The 14,691-nt window shown below is 71.4% G+C and carries 15 protein-coding genes and 1 pseudogene; 10 read left to right on the top strand and 6 right to left on the bottom strand.

Translation table 11 applies throughout. The annotated features are described in order from the left end of the window. Window positions 1-188 precede the first annotated feature (188 nt). Window positions 189-503 (top strand): integration host factor, actinobacterial type, encoded by a 315-nt coding sequence (gene mihF, locus ACLLJJ_RS01880; RefSeq protein ID WP_434587490.1) that lies wholly within the window; start codon window positions 189-191, stop codon window positions 501-503. 86 nt (window positions 504-589) lie between these two features. Then, on the top strand, window positions 590-1,147 hold the full coding sequence (locus tag ACLLJJ_RS01875) for a GNAT family N-acetyltransferase (RefSeq protein WP_434587489.1): 558 nt from the start codon (window positions 590-592) through the stop codon (window positions 1,145-1,147). 224 nt (window positions 1,148-1,371) lie between these two features. On the opposite strand, the gene ACLLJJ_RS01870 is transcribed toward ACLLJJ_RS01875, so the two are convergent. Both ACLLJJ_RS01870 and ACLLJJ_RS01865 read right to left on the bottom strand, forming a co-directional pair. After that, window positions 1,372-2,115 (bottom strand): hypothetical protein, encoded by a 744-nt coding sequence (locus ACLLJJ_RS01870; protein WP_434587488.1) that lies wholly within the window; start codon window positions 2,113-2,115, stop codon window positions 1,372-1,374. Between the two features lie 23 nt (window positions 2,116-2,138). After that, complete coding sequence (locus ACLLJJ_RS01865) at window positions 2,139-2,981, bottom strand: hypothetical protein (RefSeq protein WP_434587487.1); 843 nt, start codon at window positions 2,979-2,981, stop codon at window positions 2,139-2,141. Between the two features lie 203 nt (window positions 2,982-3,184). Between ACLLJJ_RS01865 and ACLLJJ_RS01860 the strand changes: the two are divergent. After that, window positions 3,185-3,817 (top strand): annotated as a pseudogene (locus ACLLJJ_RS01860) (response regulator transcription factor); the annotation flags it as partial. Next, the gene (locus ACLLJJ_RS01855; protein ID WP_434600272.1) at window positions 3,803-4,453 is read left to right on the top strand and encodes an alpha/beta hydrolase; all 651 of its coding nucleotides are present in this window, start codon (window positions 3,803-3,805) and stop codon (window positions 4,451-4,453) included. The pseudogene ACLLJJ_RS01860 and the gene ACLLJJ_RS01855, both read left to right, overlap by 15 nt. 143 nt (window positions 4,454-4,596) lie before the next feature. Here the strand turns inward: ACLLJJ_RS01855 and ACLLJJ_RS01850 are convergent, their stop codons facing one another. Further along, entirely contained in the window at window positions 4,597-6,330 is a 1,734-nt protein-coding gene (locus tag ACLLJJ_RS01850; RefSeq protein ID WP_434587486.1) for a putative Ig domain-containing protein, read from the bottom strand. Between the two features lie 259 nt (window positions 6,331-6,589). On the opposite strand from ACLLJJ_RS01850, the gene ACLLJJ_RS01845 reads away from it, so the two are divergent. The 4 genes from ACLLJJ_RS01845 to ACLLJJ_RS01830 all read left to right on the top strand — a co-directional run bounded on the left by ACLLJJ_RS01845 (window position 6,590) and on the right by ACLLJJ_RS01830 (window position 11,444). Continuing rightward, a complete protein-coding gene (locus ACLLJJ_RS01845) occupies window positions 6,590-9,394 on the top strand; it encodes a LuxR C-terminal-related transcriptional regulator (RefSeq protein ID WP_434587485.1) in 2,805 nt (934 codons plus the stop codon). 51 nt (window positions 9,395-9,445) lie between these two features. Then, entirely contained in the window at window positions 9,446-9,667 is a 222-nt protein-coding gene (locus tag ACLLJJ_RS01840) for a hypothetical protein (protein ID WP_434587484.1), read from the top strand. A 286-nt stretch (window positions 9,668-9,953) separates the two neighbouring features. Then, the gene (locus ACLLJJ_RS01835) at window positions 9,954-10,757 is read left to right on the top strand and encodes a VOC family protein (protein ID WP_434587483.1); all 804 of its coding nucleotides are present in this window, start codon (window positions 9,954-9,956) and stop codon (window positions 10,755-10,757) included. 195 nt (window positions 10,758-10,952) lie between these two features. Beyond that, window positions 10,953-11,444 carry a cupin domain-containing protein gene (locus ACLLJJ_RS01830; protein WP_434587482.1) on the top strand — a complete coding sequence of 164 codons (492 nt, stop codon included), beginning with the start codon at window positions 10,953-10,955 and terminating at the stop codon, window positions 11,442-11,444. An 87-nt stretch (window positions 11,445-11,531) separates the two neighbouring features. On the opposite strand, the gene ACLLJJ_RS01825 is transcribed toward ACLLJJ_RS01830, so the two are convergent. The 3 genes from ACLLJJ_RS01825 to ACLLJJ_RS01815 are packed head-to-tail and all read right to left on the bottom strand — an operon-like array spanning window position 11,532 to window position 13,152. Then, the gene (locus ACLLJJ_RS01825) at window positions 11,532-12,368 is read right to left on the bottom strand and encodes an alpha/beta fold hydrolase (protein ID WP_434587481.1); all 837 of its coding nucleotides are present in this window, start codon (window positions 12,366-12,368) and stop codon (window positions 11,532-11,534) included. Beyond that, window positions 12,365-12,910 (bottom strand): hypothetical protein, encoded by a 546-nt coding sequence (locus tag ACLLJJ_RS01820; protein WP_434587480.1) that lies wholly within the window; start codon window positions 12,908-12,910, stop codon window positions 12,365-12,367. Before ACLLJJ_RS01820 ends, ACLLJJ_RS01825 begins: the two co-directional genes overlap by 4 nt. Next, complete coding sequence (locus ACLLJJ_RS01815; RefSeq protein ID WP_434587479.1) at window positions 12,898-13,152, bottom strand: TMEM175 family protein; 255 nt, start codon at window positions 13,150-13,152, stop codon at window positions 12,898-12,900. The genes ACLLJJ_RS01820 and ACLLJJ_RS01815 overlap by 13 nt, the downstream gene beginning before the upstream one ends. A 137-nt stretch (window positions 13,153-13,289) precedes the next feature. On the opposite strand from ACLLJJ_RS01815, the gene ACLLJJ_RS01810 reads away from it, so the two are divergent. Continuing rightward, window positions 13,290-13,919 (top strand): TetR/AcrR family transcriptional regulator, encoded by a 630-nt coding sequence (locus ACLLJJ_RS01810; RefSeq protein ID WP_434587478.1) that lies wholly within the window; start codon window positions 13,290-13,292, stop codon window positions 13,917-13,919. 36 nt (window positions 13,920-13,955) lie between these two features. Then, window positions 13,956-14,675, top strand: coding sequence for a DUF3159 domain-containing protein (locus ACLLJJ_RS01805; RefSeq protein ID WP_434587477.1), 720 nt, complete (start codon window positions 13,956-13,958; stop codon window positions 14,673-14,675). Window positions 14,676-14,691: the final 16 nt, after the last annotated feature.

The raw sequence follows: 14,691 nt of genomic DNA, 5'->3' as shown, positions 1-14,691 counted from the left end.
GTGTCGGTGCGCAGCCGTCGACCGCCCCGCTCCGGTCCCGGATCGGCCCCGGAAGACGACGACACGGTGCGGCCGACGGGCGAGGAAGGTGAACCGGCGGCGTAAACTTGGCAAACCTGCTGGTCAACTGGCCCGCGACAGGGCCATGATGAGCACCTTCCGTGTTGTACGACGAGAGGACACCGCTCATGGCTCTCCCCGCACTGACTCCCGCACAGCGCGCCGAGGCGCTGAAGAAGGCATCCGTTGTCCGAAAGGAGCGCGCCGCGGTTCTCTCGGAGCTCAAGGAGGGCAAGGTCTCGCTCCATGAAGTGCTGGACCGCAAGGACGCCGTCGTCGGCAAGACGTCCGCGCGCCGGCTGCTGGAATCACTGCCCGGCATCGGCAAGGTCCGCGCGGGCCAGCTCATCACCGACCTCGGCATCTCCGAGCGTCGTCGTGTCCAGGGGCTGGGGTCCCGCCAGAAGGAGCGTCTGCTTGAGCTCTTCCCGCCGCAGGGCTGAAGTCGGCGGAAGCGTCGCCGGCGTGTGCTGTCGCCGCCAGTGCTCCTGGGGGAATCCGGTTCATGCCTTCCTTGATTGTTCCTGTGATGTCCGATGGTGACCTTGCCGCGTCCGACCAGCCCGCTCTGCCGGTCGGGGACGATGCGCTGCCGCGTCCCTGGCTGCGCACGGATGCCGGCGCCGTGATGGAGGCGTACCAGGATCCGGCGATCCAGCGTTGGTATGTGCGCAGGGCTGATTCCGTGCAGGAGGCGGGGGAGTGGATCGGACAATGGCAGCGGAGCTGGAGCGAGGAAACGGGCGCCCACCGGGCGCTGGTCCACGCGGGCAGCGGCACCCTGCTGGGGCGCGTCGCTCTGAAGTCGCTGTCCCTGGCGGATGGTAAGGCCGAAGTGGCCTACTGGACGGTGCCGGCGGCACGCGGTGGCGGGTTGTGCTCCCGTGCGGTCCAGGCGCTCACGTGCTGGGCGCTGGGTCGGGGTGGGTTCCATCGGATCGAGCTTGAGCATTCGACCGCCAATGAGGCGTCCTGCCGGGTGGCGGTCAAGGCCGGGTTCGAGGAGGAGGGCGTCCGCCGCAGCGCGTGGCTGCACGCGGACGGCCGGCACGATGTGCACCTGCACGCACGGCTCCGGCAGAGCTGACCCCAGCAGGATTCCCCGCGGCGCCGCCGAGACGCGGGGCCGGGCCCCACCGCAGTCGCAGCCGACCGGCTCGCCGGGCGTCGGCTCCGCAGGGGCGGGCCGCCGCCTCGCGCATGTCGACGCTCGGCCGGTGAGGCGCGTCGGCCCCGCCGTTCGATCCGCACCGCGCGCGGCGTGGTGGCCGCACCGGACTCGGGCGGTTCGGGCAGGCGGTTGGCGCCGCTTCAGGCCCCGGTGATTCCGGCGCGTTCCAGGGCCGGCAGGAACTGGTCGTAGAAGGCCACCTTCTGCTGAAGGGCCTGCTCCTCCATTTCCCTGAAGCAGTCGGCCGAGCCCTCACGGGCGAGGAGTTCGCGCAACCGTGTCGCCAGCCGATCGGAGTGGGTGGTGGAGAGCAGGGACGCGGTGGCCAGCGAATGCGCCTTGGCATCGTGGACGTAGTGCGGATAGTAGAACCGTGAACGGTTCTCGCCGTCCTTGGTCAGCGAAGGCCCCATCCGTTCCCACAGCCGTCCGTACTCGACGGAGACCAGGACCTCGCCCCAGAAGCGCAGCACCGTCAACAGCCGCAGATCCGCGTGGGCATGGGCCCCGGCGTCGGCGATCAGGTCAAAGATGTCGTTGATCGCTCTCTTCGTCTCCGTCGTCGGCCTCGTCTCCACGAAGGCCCTTCTGGAGATACCCAGTTGAAGGATGTCGTCCTTCATGTCCTCGCGGTGCGAGGGCGTGTGCCCGCCCGCGTCGGGATACTCCTCGCGCAGGATGACGCGTGCCGTCCGGACCCCGACCTCGTCGCGCAGCAGGTCGATCGCGAGGTCGTAGGACGGAGTGAACGCGAGCGACAGAAACCGGCGCTGCAGAAGCACCGCGGCGAAGTCGTCGTCCGACAGGAGCGCCACGTTCGCCAGAACCGGATGCTCCCTGTACCGCTCGATCAGTTCGTCCTCGAACCTGTCCAGCTCTTGCATGACCGCAACCTCTCTCGCCCGGATCACAGATTGATAGTGGCGACCGACCCGCGCCAGTCGCCGAGGTCCACATCGCGGCCGATCATCCACAAGGTGTCCATCTCGTGCTGGACCTCTCTGCCCATCACGGTGTTGCACCCGTCGATCTCGACCTGGGTGGATTCGACGGCGAGTCGGCCATGCAGGAACGAGCTGACCAGGTAGCGCTCGTCGGCCTTGTACACGGCGACCGACGGCAGGGAGTTGTACACCCGCACCTGCAGCCGCGACCTGGCCGCAGTCGAGGCGCCCCGGTGCAGGGATTCGAGGATCGACAGGCACCGCTCGACGCTCGCTCTCACGTCGTCGTCGAGCGCGGGGTCCCGCACGGTGCGCAACGCCTCGTCGCGCAGCCGGGCCACGGGCGACGACGGGTGCAGCAGGAGGACGCGCACCCGCACCTGCCGGTCGATCAGCGCCTTCTTCAACTCGCTGTCGAAACGGTGCAGGTTGGGGATCCAGGTCTGCAGGATGGTCACCTCCCGAGTGGCGGCCTCCACGTACCCGGTGAATCTCTCATCGGGAAACCGTCGGTGCACCTGAACCGCGCCACCGTAGTGCTCCTGCTTGAGCTCGCGCGCCAGGGCGTCGATGTCGAGCTTGGAAAGCTGGGTGTTGACGTTGTCGAGCACCTTCAGGCGGTCGACCTCCAGCAGCAGGAACAGTGTGACCGTACTCAGGATGAGCAAGGTGATTTTCGGCAGCGCACCCCCGGGGGCCAGCTTGTCGAGCCAGCCGAGTAAGTCGGCGAGCAGGACCGCGATGCCCGCCGCGGCCATCAGGGCAAGCGCGATCCGCTCGGCCCGGTAACGAATACTGCTCCCCATCCCCACTCCACCCTCTGAGTCACCGTCGTCGGCGACCGTACACAGATTTGCCCGACAGCGTGGTCATATCACCGGGTCACGGTGCGCGGGCCCGTCGGTGTAACTGACGTACCGGCAGCGGAAGTCGTACGAACACGATCGGCCACCTGCCCGGGACGCCAGGTGCGACAGCCGGGCGGCCCGGTCCCGCTAGGGTGATCGACGTGCGAGTACTGCTGGTCGAGGACGACGCGGATCTGCGTTTCGGGGTGGCCGCCGCGCTGCGTGCCGCCGGGCTCGCCGTCGATGAGACCGCCGACCTTCCGCAGGCCGACGAGGCGCTCTTCGTCACCACCTACGACTGTGCCGTCTTCGACCGGATGCTCCCCTCCGGGGACGCGGCCGACTATGTGCAGAAGATGCGGCGTACGGGCCACGCCGTGCCGGTGCTCTTCCTCACCGCCCGGGATTCGGTCGCCGACCGGGTGGGAGGCTTCGCCAGCGGTGGTGACGACTACCTGGTCAAACCGTTCGCCGTGCCGGAACTCGTCGCCCGGGTACGCAGCCTGTGCCGCCGGGCCGCGGTCCTGCGCCCACCCGTCCATCGCATCGCCGACATCGAGATCGACACCGCCCGGCGGCACGTCCGCCGCGCCGGGGTGCTGCTCACGCTCACCGGCCGGGAGTTCGCCGTCCTGGAGGTGCTGGCCGCGCGCGCCGACCAGGCGGTGTCCCGCGCCGAGCTGATCGAGAGCTGCTGGGACGAGATGACCGAGCCGCAGTCCAACGTCCTGGAGGTGCTCGTCTCCCAGCTCCGCCGCAAGCTGGGGAACCCGCAGCTGATGCTCGACGCCCGGCGCGCGCTCGACGCGGTGTCGATGGCGATGTACACGCCGGAGGCACAGTGGGAAGACCTCTCGGCGGCGCTGAGCGATGCGGACCGCGGGGACGGCACGACACTGGCCGGCCTCGACGGGGCCGACGAGCGGGACACCGGGTCCGAGGACGCCGACGCCGCCGCGTCCGCGGAGCCCTCCGAAAGCGCCGAAGCGTCGGAGGAATCGGCCGAGGAGCCGCCCGCCGACAACGAGGACACGGCGCTCCTGGCCGTGAGCTGCGTCGACACTCCGCATCCCCACGGCGCGAAGCCGTACTGGGACGCACTCCCCGGCGCGGCCAGGGCCGCAGGTGTGTACGGACCTTCTAGCGTGATCGACGCGCTCGCCTGCAAGGACTGGCCGGCAGGTACGCAGAAGCCGCACACGGTCCGCGCCGAGGGTGTTCCGCCGGTCCTGGTCGTGGGCACCACCGGGGACCCGGCCACCCCGTACGAGGAGGCCGAAAGCCTGGCGGCACAGTTTCCCGGCGGCATGCTGCTCACCTACGAGGGCCTGGGCCACACCGCGTACGGGCGCGGCAACGCCTGTGTCACGGACGCCGTCGACGACTACCTCATCGGCCTGAAGCCGGTCCGTACCGGCACCACCTGCTGAAGCCGGGCGGAGCGTGGGGCGAGCCGCCGGCCCCCTGATCGGCAGGGGGCCGGCGGCTCGCGGTTGGTGGGGCGCCAGCGGTCGTTGTCACGGCCCGCGGGGGCGCCGCCGCGTCCGCCGCCCAGGGCGGTGCGGCGCTCGGATCAGCTGTAGACGTACCAGGTCACGGCCACCGAGGCCGACTCGGCGGCGGAATCGGTCACCGTGACGCGGCTGTTGTGGATGCCCCAGGCCGAGGGTGTTCCGGAGACCGCGCCGGAAGCGCGGTCGATGGTCAGGCCGCGGGGAAGCCCGGTGGCGGTGAAGGTACGGCTGCCGGCGCCTCCCGATGCCTTGAGCGTTACGGCCACGGGCTTGCCGGTGTAGACGGTCTGGCTGCCCGGGTTCTGGAGGGCGAGGTCACCGCCGCCGGTGTCGCCGACGGTCCAGGTCCAGCTCGTGGAGCCGGACTTGGCGGCCTGGTCGGTCGCGGTGACCGTGACCTGGCCGGTGCCCGCGGTGGTCGTGGCGCCGCTGATGGTGCCGGTCGACTTGTCGATGGTGAGCCCGGCGGGCAGACCCGACGCGCTCCAGGTGTACGGGGCGGTGCCGCCCTGCGCGGTGTTCTTGACGCTGACCTGCTGGCCGACCGTGCTGCGCTGGTCGGTGACGGCCGTGACGGTCACCGCGCCGGGCTGCGGGGCGCCGGTGGCCAGGGACAGGCCCCACTTCTGCATCGCCTCGTTCACCGGCTGGAAGATGGTGAACGTCTCTCCGCCGCTGCCACAGGTGTTGCTGCCACCGCCCGAGTGCAGGCCGACGGCCTTGCCCCCGGTGGCGGTCACATAGGCACCGCCGGAGTCACCTCCGGCCGAGCAGGCGTCGGAGTAGGAAAGACCGTCGATGACGACACTGCCGTAGTCGACGGACTGGTCGACCTTGGTGATCTCGCCGCAGTGCCAGCGGCTGGTCTGCCCCGAGCGGCACAGGGCCTGCCCGACGATGCCGTCGGCCGAACCGGTGACGGTCACATCGCCGCTCCCGTAGCCGGAGACCGTCGGCAGCAGGTTCCAGCCGCTCTGGTCGACGTCGACGAGGCCGAAGTCGCCCTCGCGGGCGTTGATGCTGCGGCTGCCGTTCTTGTTGGAGGTGCCGACGCGGGTGCCGTCCTTCCCATACGCGGGCTGGTTGGCGTCGTTGGTGCAGTGGCCGGCGGTGAGGAAGGCCTTCGCGCCACCCGCCCCGGTGACGGAGAAGCCGATGGAGCACGGGCTCTCGCTGCCCGGTGTCCACTTCTCGCCCCCGACCACGTCACCCTGCTGCTGACGCGGCGCGTCCGTGGTCTCGACGACGCGGACCCGGTCGCCGAGGGCCCGTATCCGGGTGAGGAAGGCCGCGGTGGCCGCGGTGTGTTCCGTGCGGTGCACCCGGACCTCCACCCGGCTGCGGCGCTCGTCGATGCCCCACCCGAGTACACCCACGACCCCGGCGCCGACCTGCCGGGCGACGGCGCGTGAAGTGGCGTCCAGGTCCGCCCTGTCGTACGGCACCAGATGGGTGACGGCTCCGGCGGCCCGTGCCCGCCGGGCGTCGGCGCGGTCGGCGAGGGCGACATGGAGGCGACCGGAGGAAGCGTCGAACCACAGGCCACTCGGGCGGTCGGCGACGCTGCCTCGCACGTCGGCGGCGGTACGGCCGGCGGCAGCCTCCTGGGCGAGGCGTTGTACGGCCTGGTCCTCCGTCAGTCCCAGGTCGCGCCGCATGGCGTCGAGGAGTTGAGGAGAGGTCGCCGGGGGCGGCGGCTCACCGGCCGCGCCGGCCGGCTGTGCGGAGAGTCCGGTCAGTATCAGCGCGGCGGCGACGCCGGTCCACACCGGTCGAAGACGGAGACGAGTCACGTCGGTCAGTCCTTTCGTGGGGTGCGCCGGTGAACTCCTGTGGCGCAGGGCACAGCGTGTCCCCACCGCGTGGACCGGGCATCGGGGAAATCCCTCGTCCGTGAAGGGTTGCCCGCGGGGGTGCGGGCCGATCGGTCGGAGCCCGGCCGCGCCGTCGCCCCCAACCGGACGCGCCGACCCGCATCAGGGAAAACCCTTGTCCCGTGCGGCGCTTGCGCAAGGGTTGAGCACACCGCGGGGCGGTCGTACGGTCGGGGCTGTGACCCGTAATCGAGCCCTGGCTCTCCTCCCGGCCCCGGCGGCCGGACCCGTGCAGCTGCCCTGGAGCACAGTTCGGGAGCAGCTGTCCCTGGGCGGGGAGACGCTGCGTGAGCGCGGACGGGTGGTGATCCTCGGCCCGTGGGGCAGCGGCAGGACAACCCTGCTGCAAGCTCTCGCCGAGCAGGTCCGGGCGGACGGCGCGGTCGCCAGGACGCTGTGGGTCACGCCTCGGTCCGGTGACCGCGCCCTCCCCTTCAGCGCGGTCACCCAACTCCTGGCCGCGCTGCCCCCGCAGGAGACCGCCGCACTGGCCGGTGGTCAACGCGCCGCTGTGGAGGGCCTGTTGCGCCGCACCGGGAGGCCGCTCCCGTGCCCGGACCCGATAGCGGTGCGGCTGGCGCTCACGGCACTCCTGCGTGTGGAGCGGGCGGGCCCGGTGCTGCTCGCCGTGGACGGTTGCCAGTGGCTGGACGAGGCGAGCGCGGACACGTTCGGCCACGTCCTGCAGGCGCTGCCGCCGCACCTGCTGAAGGCAGTGGTGACCGAACGCTCCGCCGGCACCGGCACCGGCCCCGCCGCGCGGACGCTGTGCGGCGATCATGTCGCGAGGCTGCGGATGGCGCCCCTGACCGTCGAGGACGTGGCCGGGCTTCTCGTACGCCACGGGCTCTCCGGGCGCTGGGCCGCGCACGTCCACCGGCACTGCGGCGGCCACCCCCTGCTCGTACAGGCAATGGCCGACGCCATCGTGGAACACCCGCCCCGCTCCCAGCCCCCGCTGCCACCACCCGGCCGGGTCCAGGAGCTGGCAGCCATGTGGCTGGCGACGCTTCCGGCGGACAGCAGGCGCACGCTGGCCACCATGGCGCTCGCCGAGGCCCCGACCGCGCGGCTGCTGCGCCGTTCCGGCTGCCCCGAAGTGGACGCGCACCTCGAAGAGGCCTGCGAGGCGGGGATCGTCACCAACGGGCCGCGCGGCGAGGTCGCCTTCGTGGCCGGCGCCCTGCGGGATGCCGCGCACCGCGCCGGGAACCGGAGCACGCGGCTGGCGGCCCACCGGGCGCTCGCGGCCTCCGCCGAGGACCCCGTCCACGCGGTGCGCCACGAACTCCTGGCCCTGGACGCGCCCGACGCGGAGCCGGCGCGGCGCGGACAGGAGGCGGCTCAGTGGGCGCGGGACGGCGGGGCGCGCGCACTGGCCGCCGAACTTCTGCTGCTCGCGGTCGAAAGCACCCCGGTGGAACTGCGCGAGGAGCGGCTGCGCAGGCTCACCACCAGCGCCGGCGACGCCGCCGCGGCGGGCCGCGGAGACCTGGCTCTGCGCGCCGCCGACGCGCTCGCCGCGGCCCGCGCGGATGCGAAGGACCAGGTCACCGCGTTGCTCGCGGTGGTGGACGCGGGCGGCCAGGCCATGGTGGAGATGGACGAGGTCCTCGCCAGGGCGCGTGACCTGGCGGGCCAGGACCCGGCCCTGCTGGGCGCGGTGGAGCTACGGATCGCCATCCGGCACAACGTCTGTCACGGTCGGCCCCACCTCGCGCGGCTCGCCGCGCAACGCGCCGCCCTGCTCGCCCGCCGCGGCGCCGATCCGCACCTGGAAGCCGTGGCGCTCACCATGCGCGCACGGATGGAGCGGATCACCGGGCACCCCGCGGCGAGCCGTACCCTCGCCCGCGCGCTGGCCTCCGGCGTCGCGGCCGAAAGCGTCGGGATCCGGCACAGCCCGCAGTACCTGGCCGTCCGGCATGCCGTCTTCGACGACCGGCTGGACCGGGCACGTACGGACCTCATGCACCTCTTGCCGGTGGCCGAGCGCACCGGCGACGCCGAGGACCTGGAAGAGGTGCTGCGCAGCCTGGCCGAGGTGGACGCGCGGGCGGGGGACTGCGGACGGGCGCTGGGGTGGGGTGCCCGAGCCATGGAGGTGTGCGTCCGGGCCGGGCTGTCACTGGGGCCCGCCTGGTACACGACCGCTCTCACCGAGGCGGCGGGGGGCGGCTTCCACAGGGCCGCCGAGCAGGCCCGGCTGGGAGCCCTTGTCTCCCGCGAGGAGCACGACCTGGTCTTCACCTCACGCAATCTGCTGGTGCTGGGAACCGTGCAGCTGGTGACCGGAGACGTCGCCCGCGCCGTGGAAACCCTGACGGAGGTCGCCCGCCTGGAGGGCGACCAGGAAGTGCACGACCTGACGATGCTGCGCTGGCAGCCGGAGGTCATCGAAGCCCTGGCGTCGGCGGCCCGCCCGGACGAGGCGCGACACCTGTTGGAGCGGCTGCGCGCCGCCGCCGACGACCGCGTGCTGGCGACGGGCCTGGGCGGCGCCGTCGCACGCTCGGAAGCCGTCTGCCGCGCCGCGCTCGGCGCGACGGACGAGGCGGTGGAACTCCTCGAAGGCGCGGCGGCGCACTTCCGCGCACTGAACCTGCCCGTCGAAGAGGGCAGAACGTACCTGACCCAGGGCCGCGTCGAGCGGGGACGGCGCCGCCACGCGGCGGCCCGCACGCTCTGGCAGCGCGCCACCCTCGTGTTCGAGTCCGCCGGGGCGCACCCCTGGACGGCCATGACCACCGAACTGCTGCAACGGCTGGAGGGCACCTGCGCCAGGACCGACACCCCGGCCGGACTCACGGAAGCCGAACACCATGTGGCGGCGATGGTGGCCGCGGGGGCGTCGAACCAGGATGTCGCCCGCCGGCTGTTCCTGTCGGTGAAGACCGTCGAGGCGACGCTCAGCCGCGTGTACCGCAAACTCGACATCCGCTCCCGCACCCAGCTCACCACCGCCCTGCAGCCGATGGTGTGAGCGGGTGCGTCTTCTGGTGTCCGGAGTGTGCTGTGGCGGAACCGAGGTGTCATGAACCGGTGGCTGAAGCCGTTGTGCTGGTACGCGCTGCTCTGGGTGGGGCTGCTGCTGTACGGCTTCTGGCAGACCGACGCGTGGGGCCCCTCGCTCGTGGTGGCCACGGTGTGCGTTCCGTTCGTCGCGCTGTTCTCGTGGCTCCGCGACCGGCTGAGGAACCGTGCTCAGGGGACGGGGTCGCGGATACGCCGTCGCCTGCGGGGCCGGCGGGAGTAGGGGAGCGCCCGGCGCGTCCGGAGGGCGGTCTCGCCTCCGTGTTCCGTCAATGTCGCGGAGCGCCCCCTGGGGCGCGCTTCAGGACACGTACTGAGTGGTTACTCAGGGTGACGCCGTCCCGCCCATCGGGCTGACGGCGGGGGATTCGGGGTAACCGGCGGGTCGAGGTCGCGCGCCGCTGCCGACGCCTGCCAAAATTCGGCATTGGCAGCACGAGGCGGAGCGGGGCCAGTATGGAGAGAGCGGTCGATGCCGCCCTCGCCGACGCTCCAGGGAACAGGAAGCCATGGATACGACCCCCACAGGGCCCACAGCCACGGGCGCGATGCTGAGCCAGGAGATCTTCGGCGCACCCTGCTGGATCACCTTGATGGCGCGCGACCTGCGCGCCTCCCAGTCCTTCTACGGCGCGGTTCTCGGCTGGCGGTTCCAGCGGGCCAGGCTCGGCGACGAGTTCAGTGTCGCCCTCCTGGAGGGCACCCCCGTCGCGGGCATCGGCGCTCTCGCCCCCGCGCTGCGCGTACCGGTCGCCTGGACGCCGTATTTCGCCGTCACCGACGTGGACGAGACCGCGGCACGGATCCGGGAGCGCAGCGCCACCGTCGCTGTGGGGCCGCTCCGCTTCCCCGTGGGGCGCGGCGCGCTCGCCGCAGACCGTGACGGCGCCGTTTTCGGCATCTGGGAGGGCCAGCTCGTCTCCGACTGGCAGTCCTGGCGCAAGAACGCGCCCGCCTGGCTGCGCCTGCGGGCGCGGGACGCCTTCGAAGCCGCGATCTTCTACGGCGAGGTCCTCGACTGGGCCTGTGGCCGGCCGGGTTGCTGCGAGGTCGCCTACGAGGCGGGTGACGTCGTACTGCGTCAGGGCGGGGACGTCGTCGCCCATCTCGGTTCGGGAGCGAGCGGTGCGGCGCCCGAGGCCTTGATGCACCCCCGATGGCATGTCTACTTCCCTGTAAGTGACGTCGGCAGCACTGTCCAGGCAGCACTCCGCAACGGCGGTTCCGTCCTCGGGACGGAATCGGACTCCAGCGGCGCCGAGGCGACGTTGTGCGACCCGGACGGGGCCATGTTCACCGTCACCCGCGGGTGACCGGCACGGCCGGTTGCACCTGAAGCATCCGCAAGGCCGTCGGCCCGCGCCCCGGCCTTGTTCCCCGAAGCAGAATTGACCCACGAATTCGTCCCTTGAATGCACCCTGGCAGGGGTCTATTGACTGCCTAGAGTCGTAGTCACAAGGCCGCGGGCGATGCTCACGGCCGCCGACCCCGACCAGGGAGTACGACCATGAACGCCACCGCCCTCAAGCCCGTTCTGACGCGCGCCACCGACGCCGAGACCACCAGCGACCCGAGCAGTGTCATGACCCTGCTCGCCGACTGCGGCACTGACGGCAGCTCGCTCACCAGCTACCGCTCGCAGTTCGCGGAGGGAGCCGTGGGCGCCCCTGCGCACTTCCACACCCGGGCCTCCGAGCTCTTCTTCGTCATCGGCGGCTCCCTGCAGGTGCTCGTCGACGACGAGGTGAAGATCCTTGATGAGGGGGACTTCCTGCTCGTACCGCCGCACACCCCGCACGCCTTCGCGGCGGCTCCCGGCGCCGAAGCCGATGTGCTGTTCGTTTTCACGCCCGGCATGCCGCGCTTCGACTACCTGCGGCTCCTCGGTCGCGTCATGCGGGGCGAGGCGAGCCCGCAGGAGATCAAGGATTCCTCCGAGCGTTTCGACAACCACTACGTCGACAGCCCGGTGTGGCGCGCCGCCCTGGAAGCCGCGTAGCCCGCGGCCACAGTCCGTGCGGGCGCCGCCGTCGACCGAGGGACGGTCGGACGGCGGCGGCGCGGAACAACAGAGGGACGGGAAGCGTCAGCGGGTGTGCGTGCCGCTCGCTCCGTCACCTACCAGTGCCTTCCGCAGCACCTCCGCGAACAGCTCGGTCTGCCCGAGGAAGCCGCCGTGGTCGCCGGGGAACTCCACGGGCGGTGCGCCGAGCAGCTCCGCCAGCGCGGTGGAGGTCAGATACGTGTCCAGGGCGCCCGAATCGGCTCCGATGCCGACGACGACACGGGACGGGCCACCCGTCAGCGCGGGGATGTCCGGCAGGTATCGGGTGGTGCCCCGCAGCTCATGCGCGAAGAAGCGGGCGCCATTGGCGACATCCCGCAGCGACGGCTCCTGGGGCGGCGGAGCGGGGGACCCGTCGTCGCCCGCGTCGAACCCGGCACTGGCCATGAACTTCATCCAGGCCGCCCCCTGCCCCTCCTTGTGGAAGGTCTCGATCATGTCGTCGACCACGGCGCGGCGCTCGGCGGCGTCGGGGAGCAGCTCCAGCAACGGAGGCTCGTGCGCCACGAGTGTCCGCACCCGCCCGGGATGCCGCGCGACCAGCGCGAGGCCCGTCACCGCGCCGCCGCTGCTGCCGAACACATCGGCGGAATCCGCCCCGAGGGCGTCCAGGATGGCCGCGACGTCGTCCGCCCGCAGCTCGGGGGTGGAGTCCTGCTCGGGGTCGTCGAGGATGCTGCCCGAGATACCCCGAGGGTCCTGGGTGACGACGGTGCGGTCGGCGGCGAGCGCGTCGGCCAGCGGGGCGAAGGCCGAGGCGTCCATCGGCGCTCCCAGAATCAGCAGCAACGGGCCCGCGCCGCGGACCTCGTAGTGCAGGTGCGCGCCCGGGGTCTCAAGGGTGTGGGTGGCAGTCATGGCCGGACATCCTCACGTTGATGGTCGCCCGCGATCGCGGTGACAGCAGTAGGACTCCGGCCGTTCGCGAAACTCATCGCCCGCTGCGAACACCAGGCCCCAAGGCTTACTCGCTCGCTCGCACGCCCCGACGCGTTTCGGCCTTCGGCCGGCTGCGGTTCGGCGGCGTCCGCGCCGGGTTGGCCCCGCTGGCTCCACCAGAGCACCCACTTGATGGGCGCCAGTGACAGCCAGCTCCACATCGCCGCCGCGGGGGAGACGAAGGCGATGGGCATCGTGGCGCCGAAGACCACCACGTTCGACACCAGGTCCGTGACGATCTTCCGCCCGACGTGCCGGGGAACGGGGTGCGCCATCCGCGGGCGGCGCCACACCGAGAGGAAGATCGCCAGCAGCAGCGGATCGATCACGACGATGATGCTCGCGTAGCTGACGACGGCCAGGGGTTGCGACGCGTACTCGGACAACATCGTCGTGGGAAAGGGGGGCAGCGCGATGGTTCCCAGACAGACCAGGGAGAGCCGCAGGGTCAGCGCGTCCACCCGCCGGGCACCTGGTGGATCCGGCGGTGGTCCCGCCACAGGGCGGCGAGGATGGTGAAGCTCAACGCGTAGGCGCCGATCTTGGGCAGCGGATCGTGCGGCATCTGACGGAAGTCGGCCGTGTCCAGATCGGTGGTCACGCGAATGTCGAGCACCAGCAGCGTCATGGCAGTGGCGGAGATCCCGTCGGACAGCGCGATCAGCCTGTCCGGATTTTCCTGGTCCGCTCCACTGTCGTTCACGGGGGCACCGTATTGGTGAATGAAGACGCGGCATTTCGCCGGGGCTGTGGCGTGGAACAGGCGCTGCGGGCGGGCTCCTTCCGCTGGGAGCTGCCCGCAGCCCAGCCAAAATTGCTCAGTCATGCTATTTTTAGCTTGTGCAAGCAAACAAGAGTGAGATGGAGCGGCTCTCCGGCATCGGCGCGCTGCGCAGACGCCAGATCATCGATGCCGCCGTCGTCGTTCTGGCCCGGGACGGGTTGTCGAACGCCTCCCTGAGCCGCATCGCCGCCGAGGCCGGGCTCTCCAGTACGGGCCTGATCACGTATCACTTCGACAGCAAGGACGAACTGTTCCGATCGCTGTGCGACGACCTGCTGGCGGTGTGCGGGCAGCGGATCCGGGAGGCCGTGCGGCCGGCGCCGGACGCTCCGGCCGCGCTGGACGCCTACATCGACGCGGTGGTCCGCTTCCAGGACGAGCACCGCGACGGGGTGCGCGCGCTGTGGCGTCTCGCATCGGGCTGGAAGGCGCCGGGCGAGAGCCGGGCCTTCGACTCCAGCCTGCTCGGTGGCACGGTCGAGGAGATCCTCGACCGCGGCCGGGCCTCGGGTGACTTCCGGCCTCTGCACACCGCCTGGGTCGCGCAGAGCATCCAGCGTGCGGTGGAGGGCTTCCATGAGCTGTCCTGCGCCGAACCGGACATCGACACCGGTGCGTTCATTCTTGAGCTGCAGACCATGTACCGACTGGCGACCCGCCGGGACGGCCGTACCGACACGGCGTGACAGTACGCCGGCCGCTGAGGACGGAGGGCAAACCTCATGAACAACAGCTCGGGCCGCCGTGGCCCCCTCGGCCCGCGTGAACCGCGGGCCAGGCGAGAACTGTCGTTCCTGGAACAGGCCGGAGGCCTGACCGGGCTGGTTCAGTCCTCGCTGCCCTCGACCGTTTTCGTGCTCGTCAACTCGCTCTTCGGTCTGACCGTCGCGATCTTCGGCGCGGGGGGCACGGTACTGGCGTTCACCATCTGGCGATGGCGTCACGACCAGCCGCTGAAGCCCGCTCTCGCCGGGTCCATCGGAGTGGTGATCTCCTCGTTCCTCGCTCACCGGAGCGGCTCGGCCCGAGACTTCTTCCTGCTCGACATCTGGTACAGCCTGGCCGTCGCCGGCGTGCTGGTCGTGTCCATCCTGGTCCGCCGCCCCCTCGTGGGGGTCATCTGGAGCCGGATCAACCGCCGGCCGCAGGAGTGGCGCAACAGGCGCAGAGCCAGGTTCGGTTACGACGTGGCCACGGCGACGGTGGCCGCGGTGTTCGCTGCCCGCTTCGTCGTCCAGCACTGGCTGTACGAACAGAACAGCGTGGGCCCGCTGGCGTTCGCCAAGATCGCGATGAACTACCCGCTCTGGGGGCTGGCCCTGGTGGTCGTGGTGTGGGCGGTCCGCCGCGCCGACCGAGAGCGGGCGAAGGCGGAGGAGCACCGTGCCGAGCCGCGGCGACGACCGGGCGGATCGTGCTGGTCCATCGCGATGGGGCGCTAGGAGGAAGGCGTTCCGT

This window comes from Streptomyces sp. A5-4 (assembly GCF_051131715.1).
GTDB lineage: Bacteria > Actinomycetota > Actinomycetes > Streptomycetales > Streptomycetaceae > Streptomyces.
The sequence above is the reverse complement of the archived record's forward strand: the minus strand, read 5'-3'. Positions and strand labels throughout refer to the sequence as shown.

Bases quoted from the DNA above. Each gene is read 5' to 3' on its own strand.
- ACLLJJ_RS01840 (WP_434587484.1), top strand. From the start codon at position 9,446: ATGAACCGGTGGCTGAAGCCGTTGTGCTGGTACGCGCTGCTCTGGGTG.
- ACLLJJ_RS01865 (WP_434587487.1), bottom strand. From the start codon at position 2,981: ATGGGGAGCAGTATTCGTTACCGGGCCGAGCGGATCGCGCTTGCCCTG.
- ACLLJJ_RS01830 (WP_434587482.1), top strand. From the start codon at position 10,953: ATGAACGCCACCGCCCTCAAGCCCGTTCTGACGCGCGCCACCGACGCC.
- ACLLJJ_RS01870 (WP_434587488.1), bottom strand. From the start codon at position 2,115: ATGCAAGAGCTGGACAGGTTCGAGGACGAACTGATCGAGCGGTACAGG.
- mihF (WP_434587490.1), top strand. From the start codon at position 189: ATGGCTCTCCCCGCACTGACTCCCGCACAGCGCGCCGAGGCGCTGAAG.
- ACLLJJ_RS01805 (WP_434587477.1), top strand. From the start codon at position 13,956: ATGAACAACAGCTCGGGCCGCCGTGGCCCCCTCGGCCCGCGTGAACCG.
- ACLLJJ_RS01835 (WP_434587483.1), top strand. From the start codon at position 9,954: ATGGATACGACCCCCACAGGGCCCACAGCCACGGGCGCGATGCTGAGC.
- ACLLJJ_RS01855 (WP_434600272.1), top strand. From the start codon at position 3,803: ATGCTCGACGCCCGGCGCGCGCTCGACGCGGTGTCGATGGCGATGTAC.
- ACLLJJ_RS01825 (WP_434587481.1), bottom strand. From the start codon at position 12,368: ATGACTGCCACCCACACCCTTGAGACCCCGGGCGCGCACCTGCACTAC.
- ACLLJJ_RS01875 (WP_434587489.1), top strand. From the start codon at position 590: ATGTCCGATGGTGACCTTGCCGCGTCCGACCAGCCCGCTCTGCCGGTC.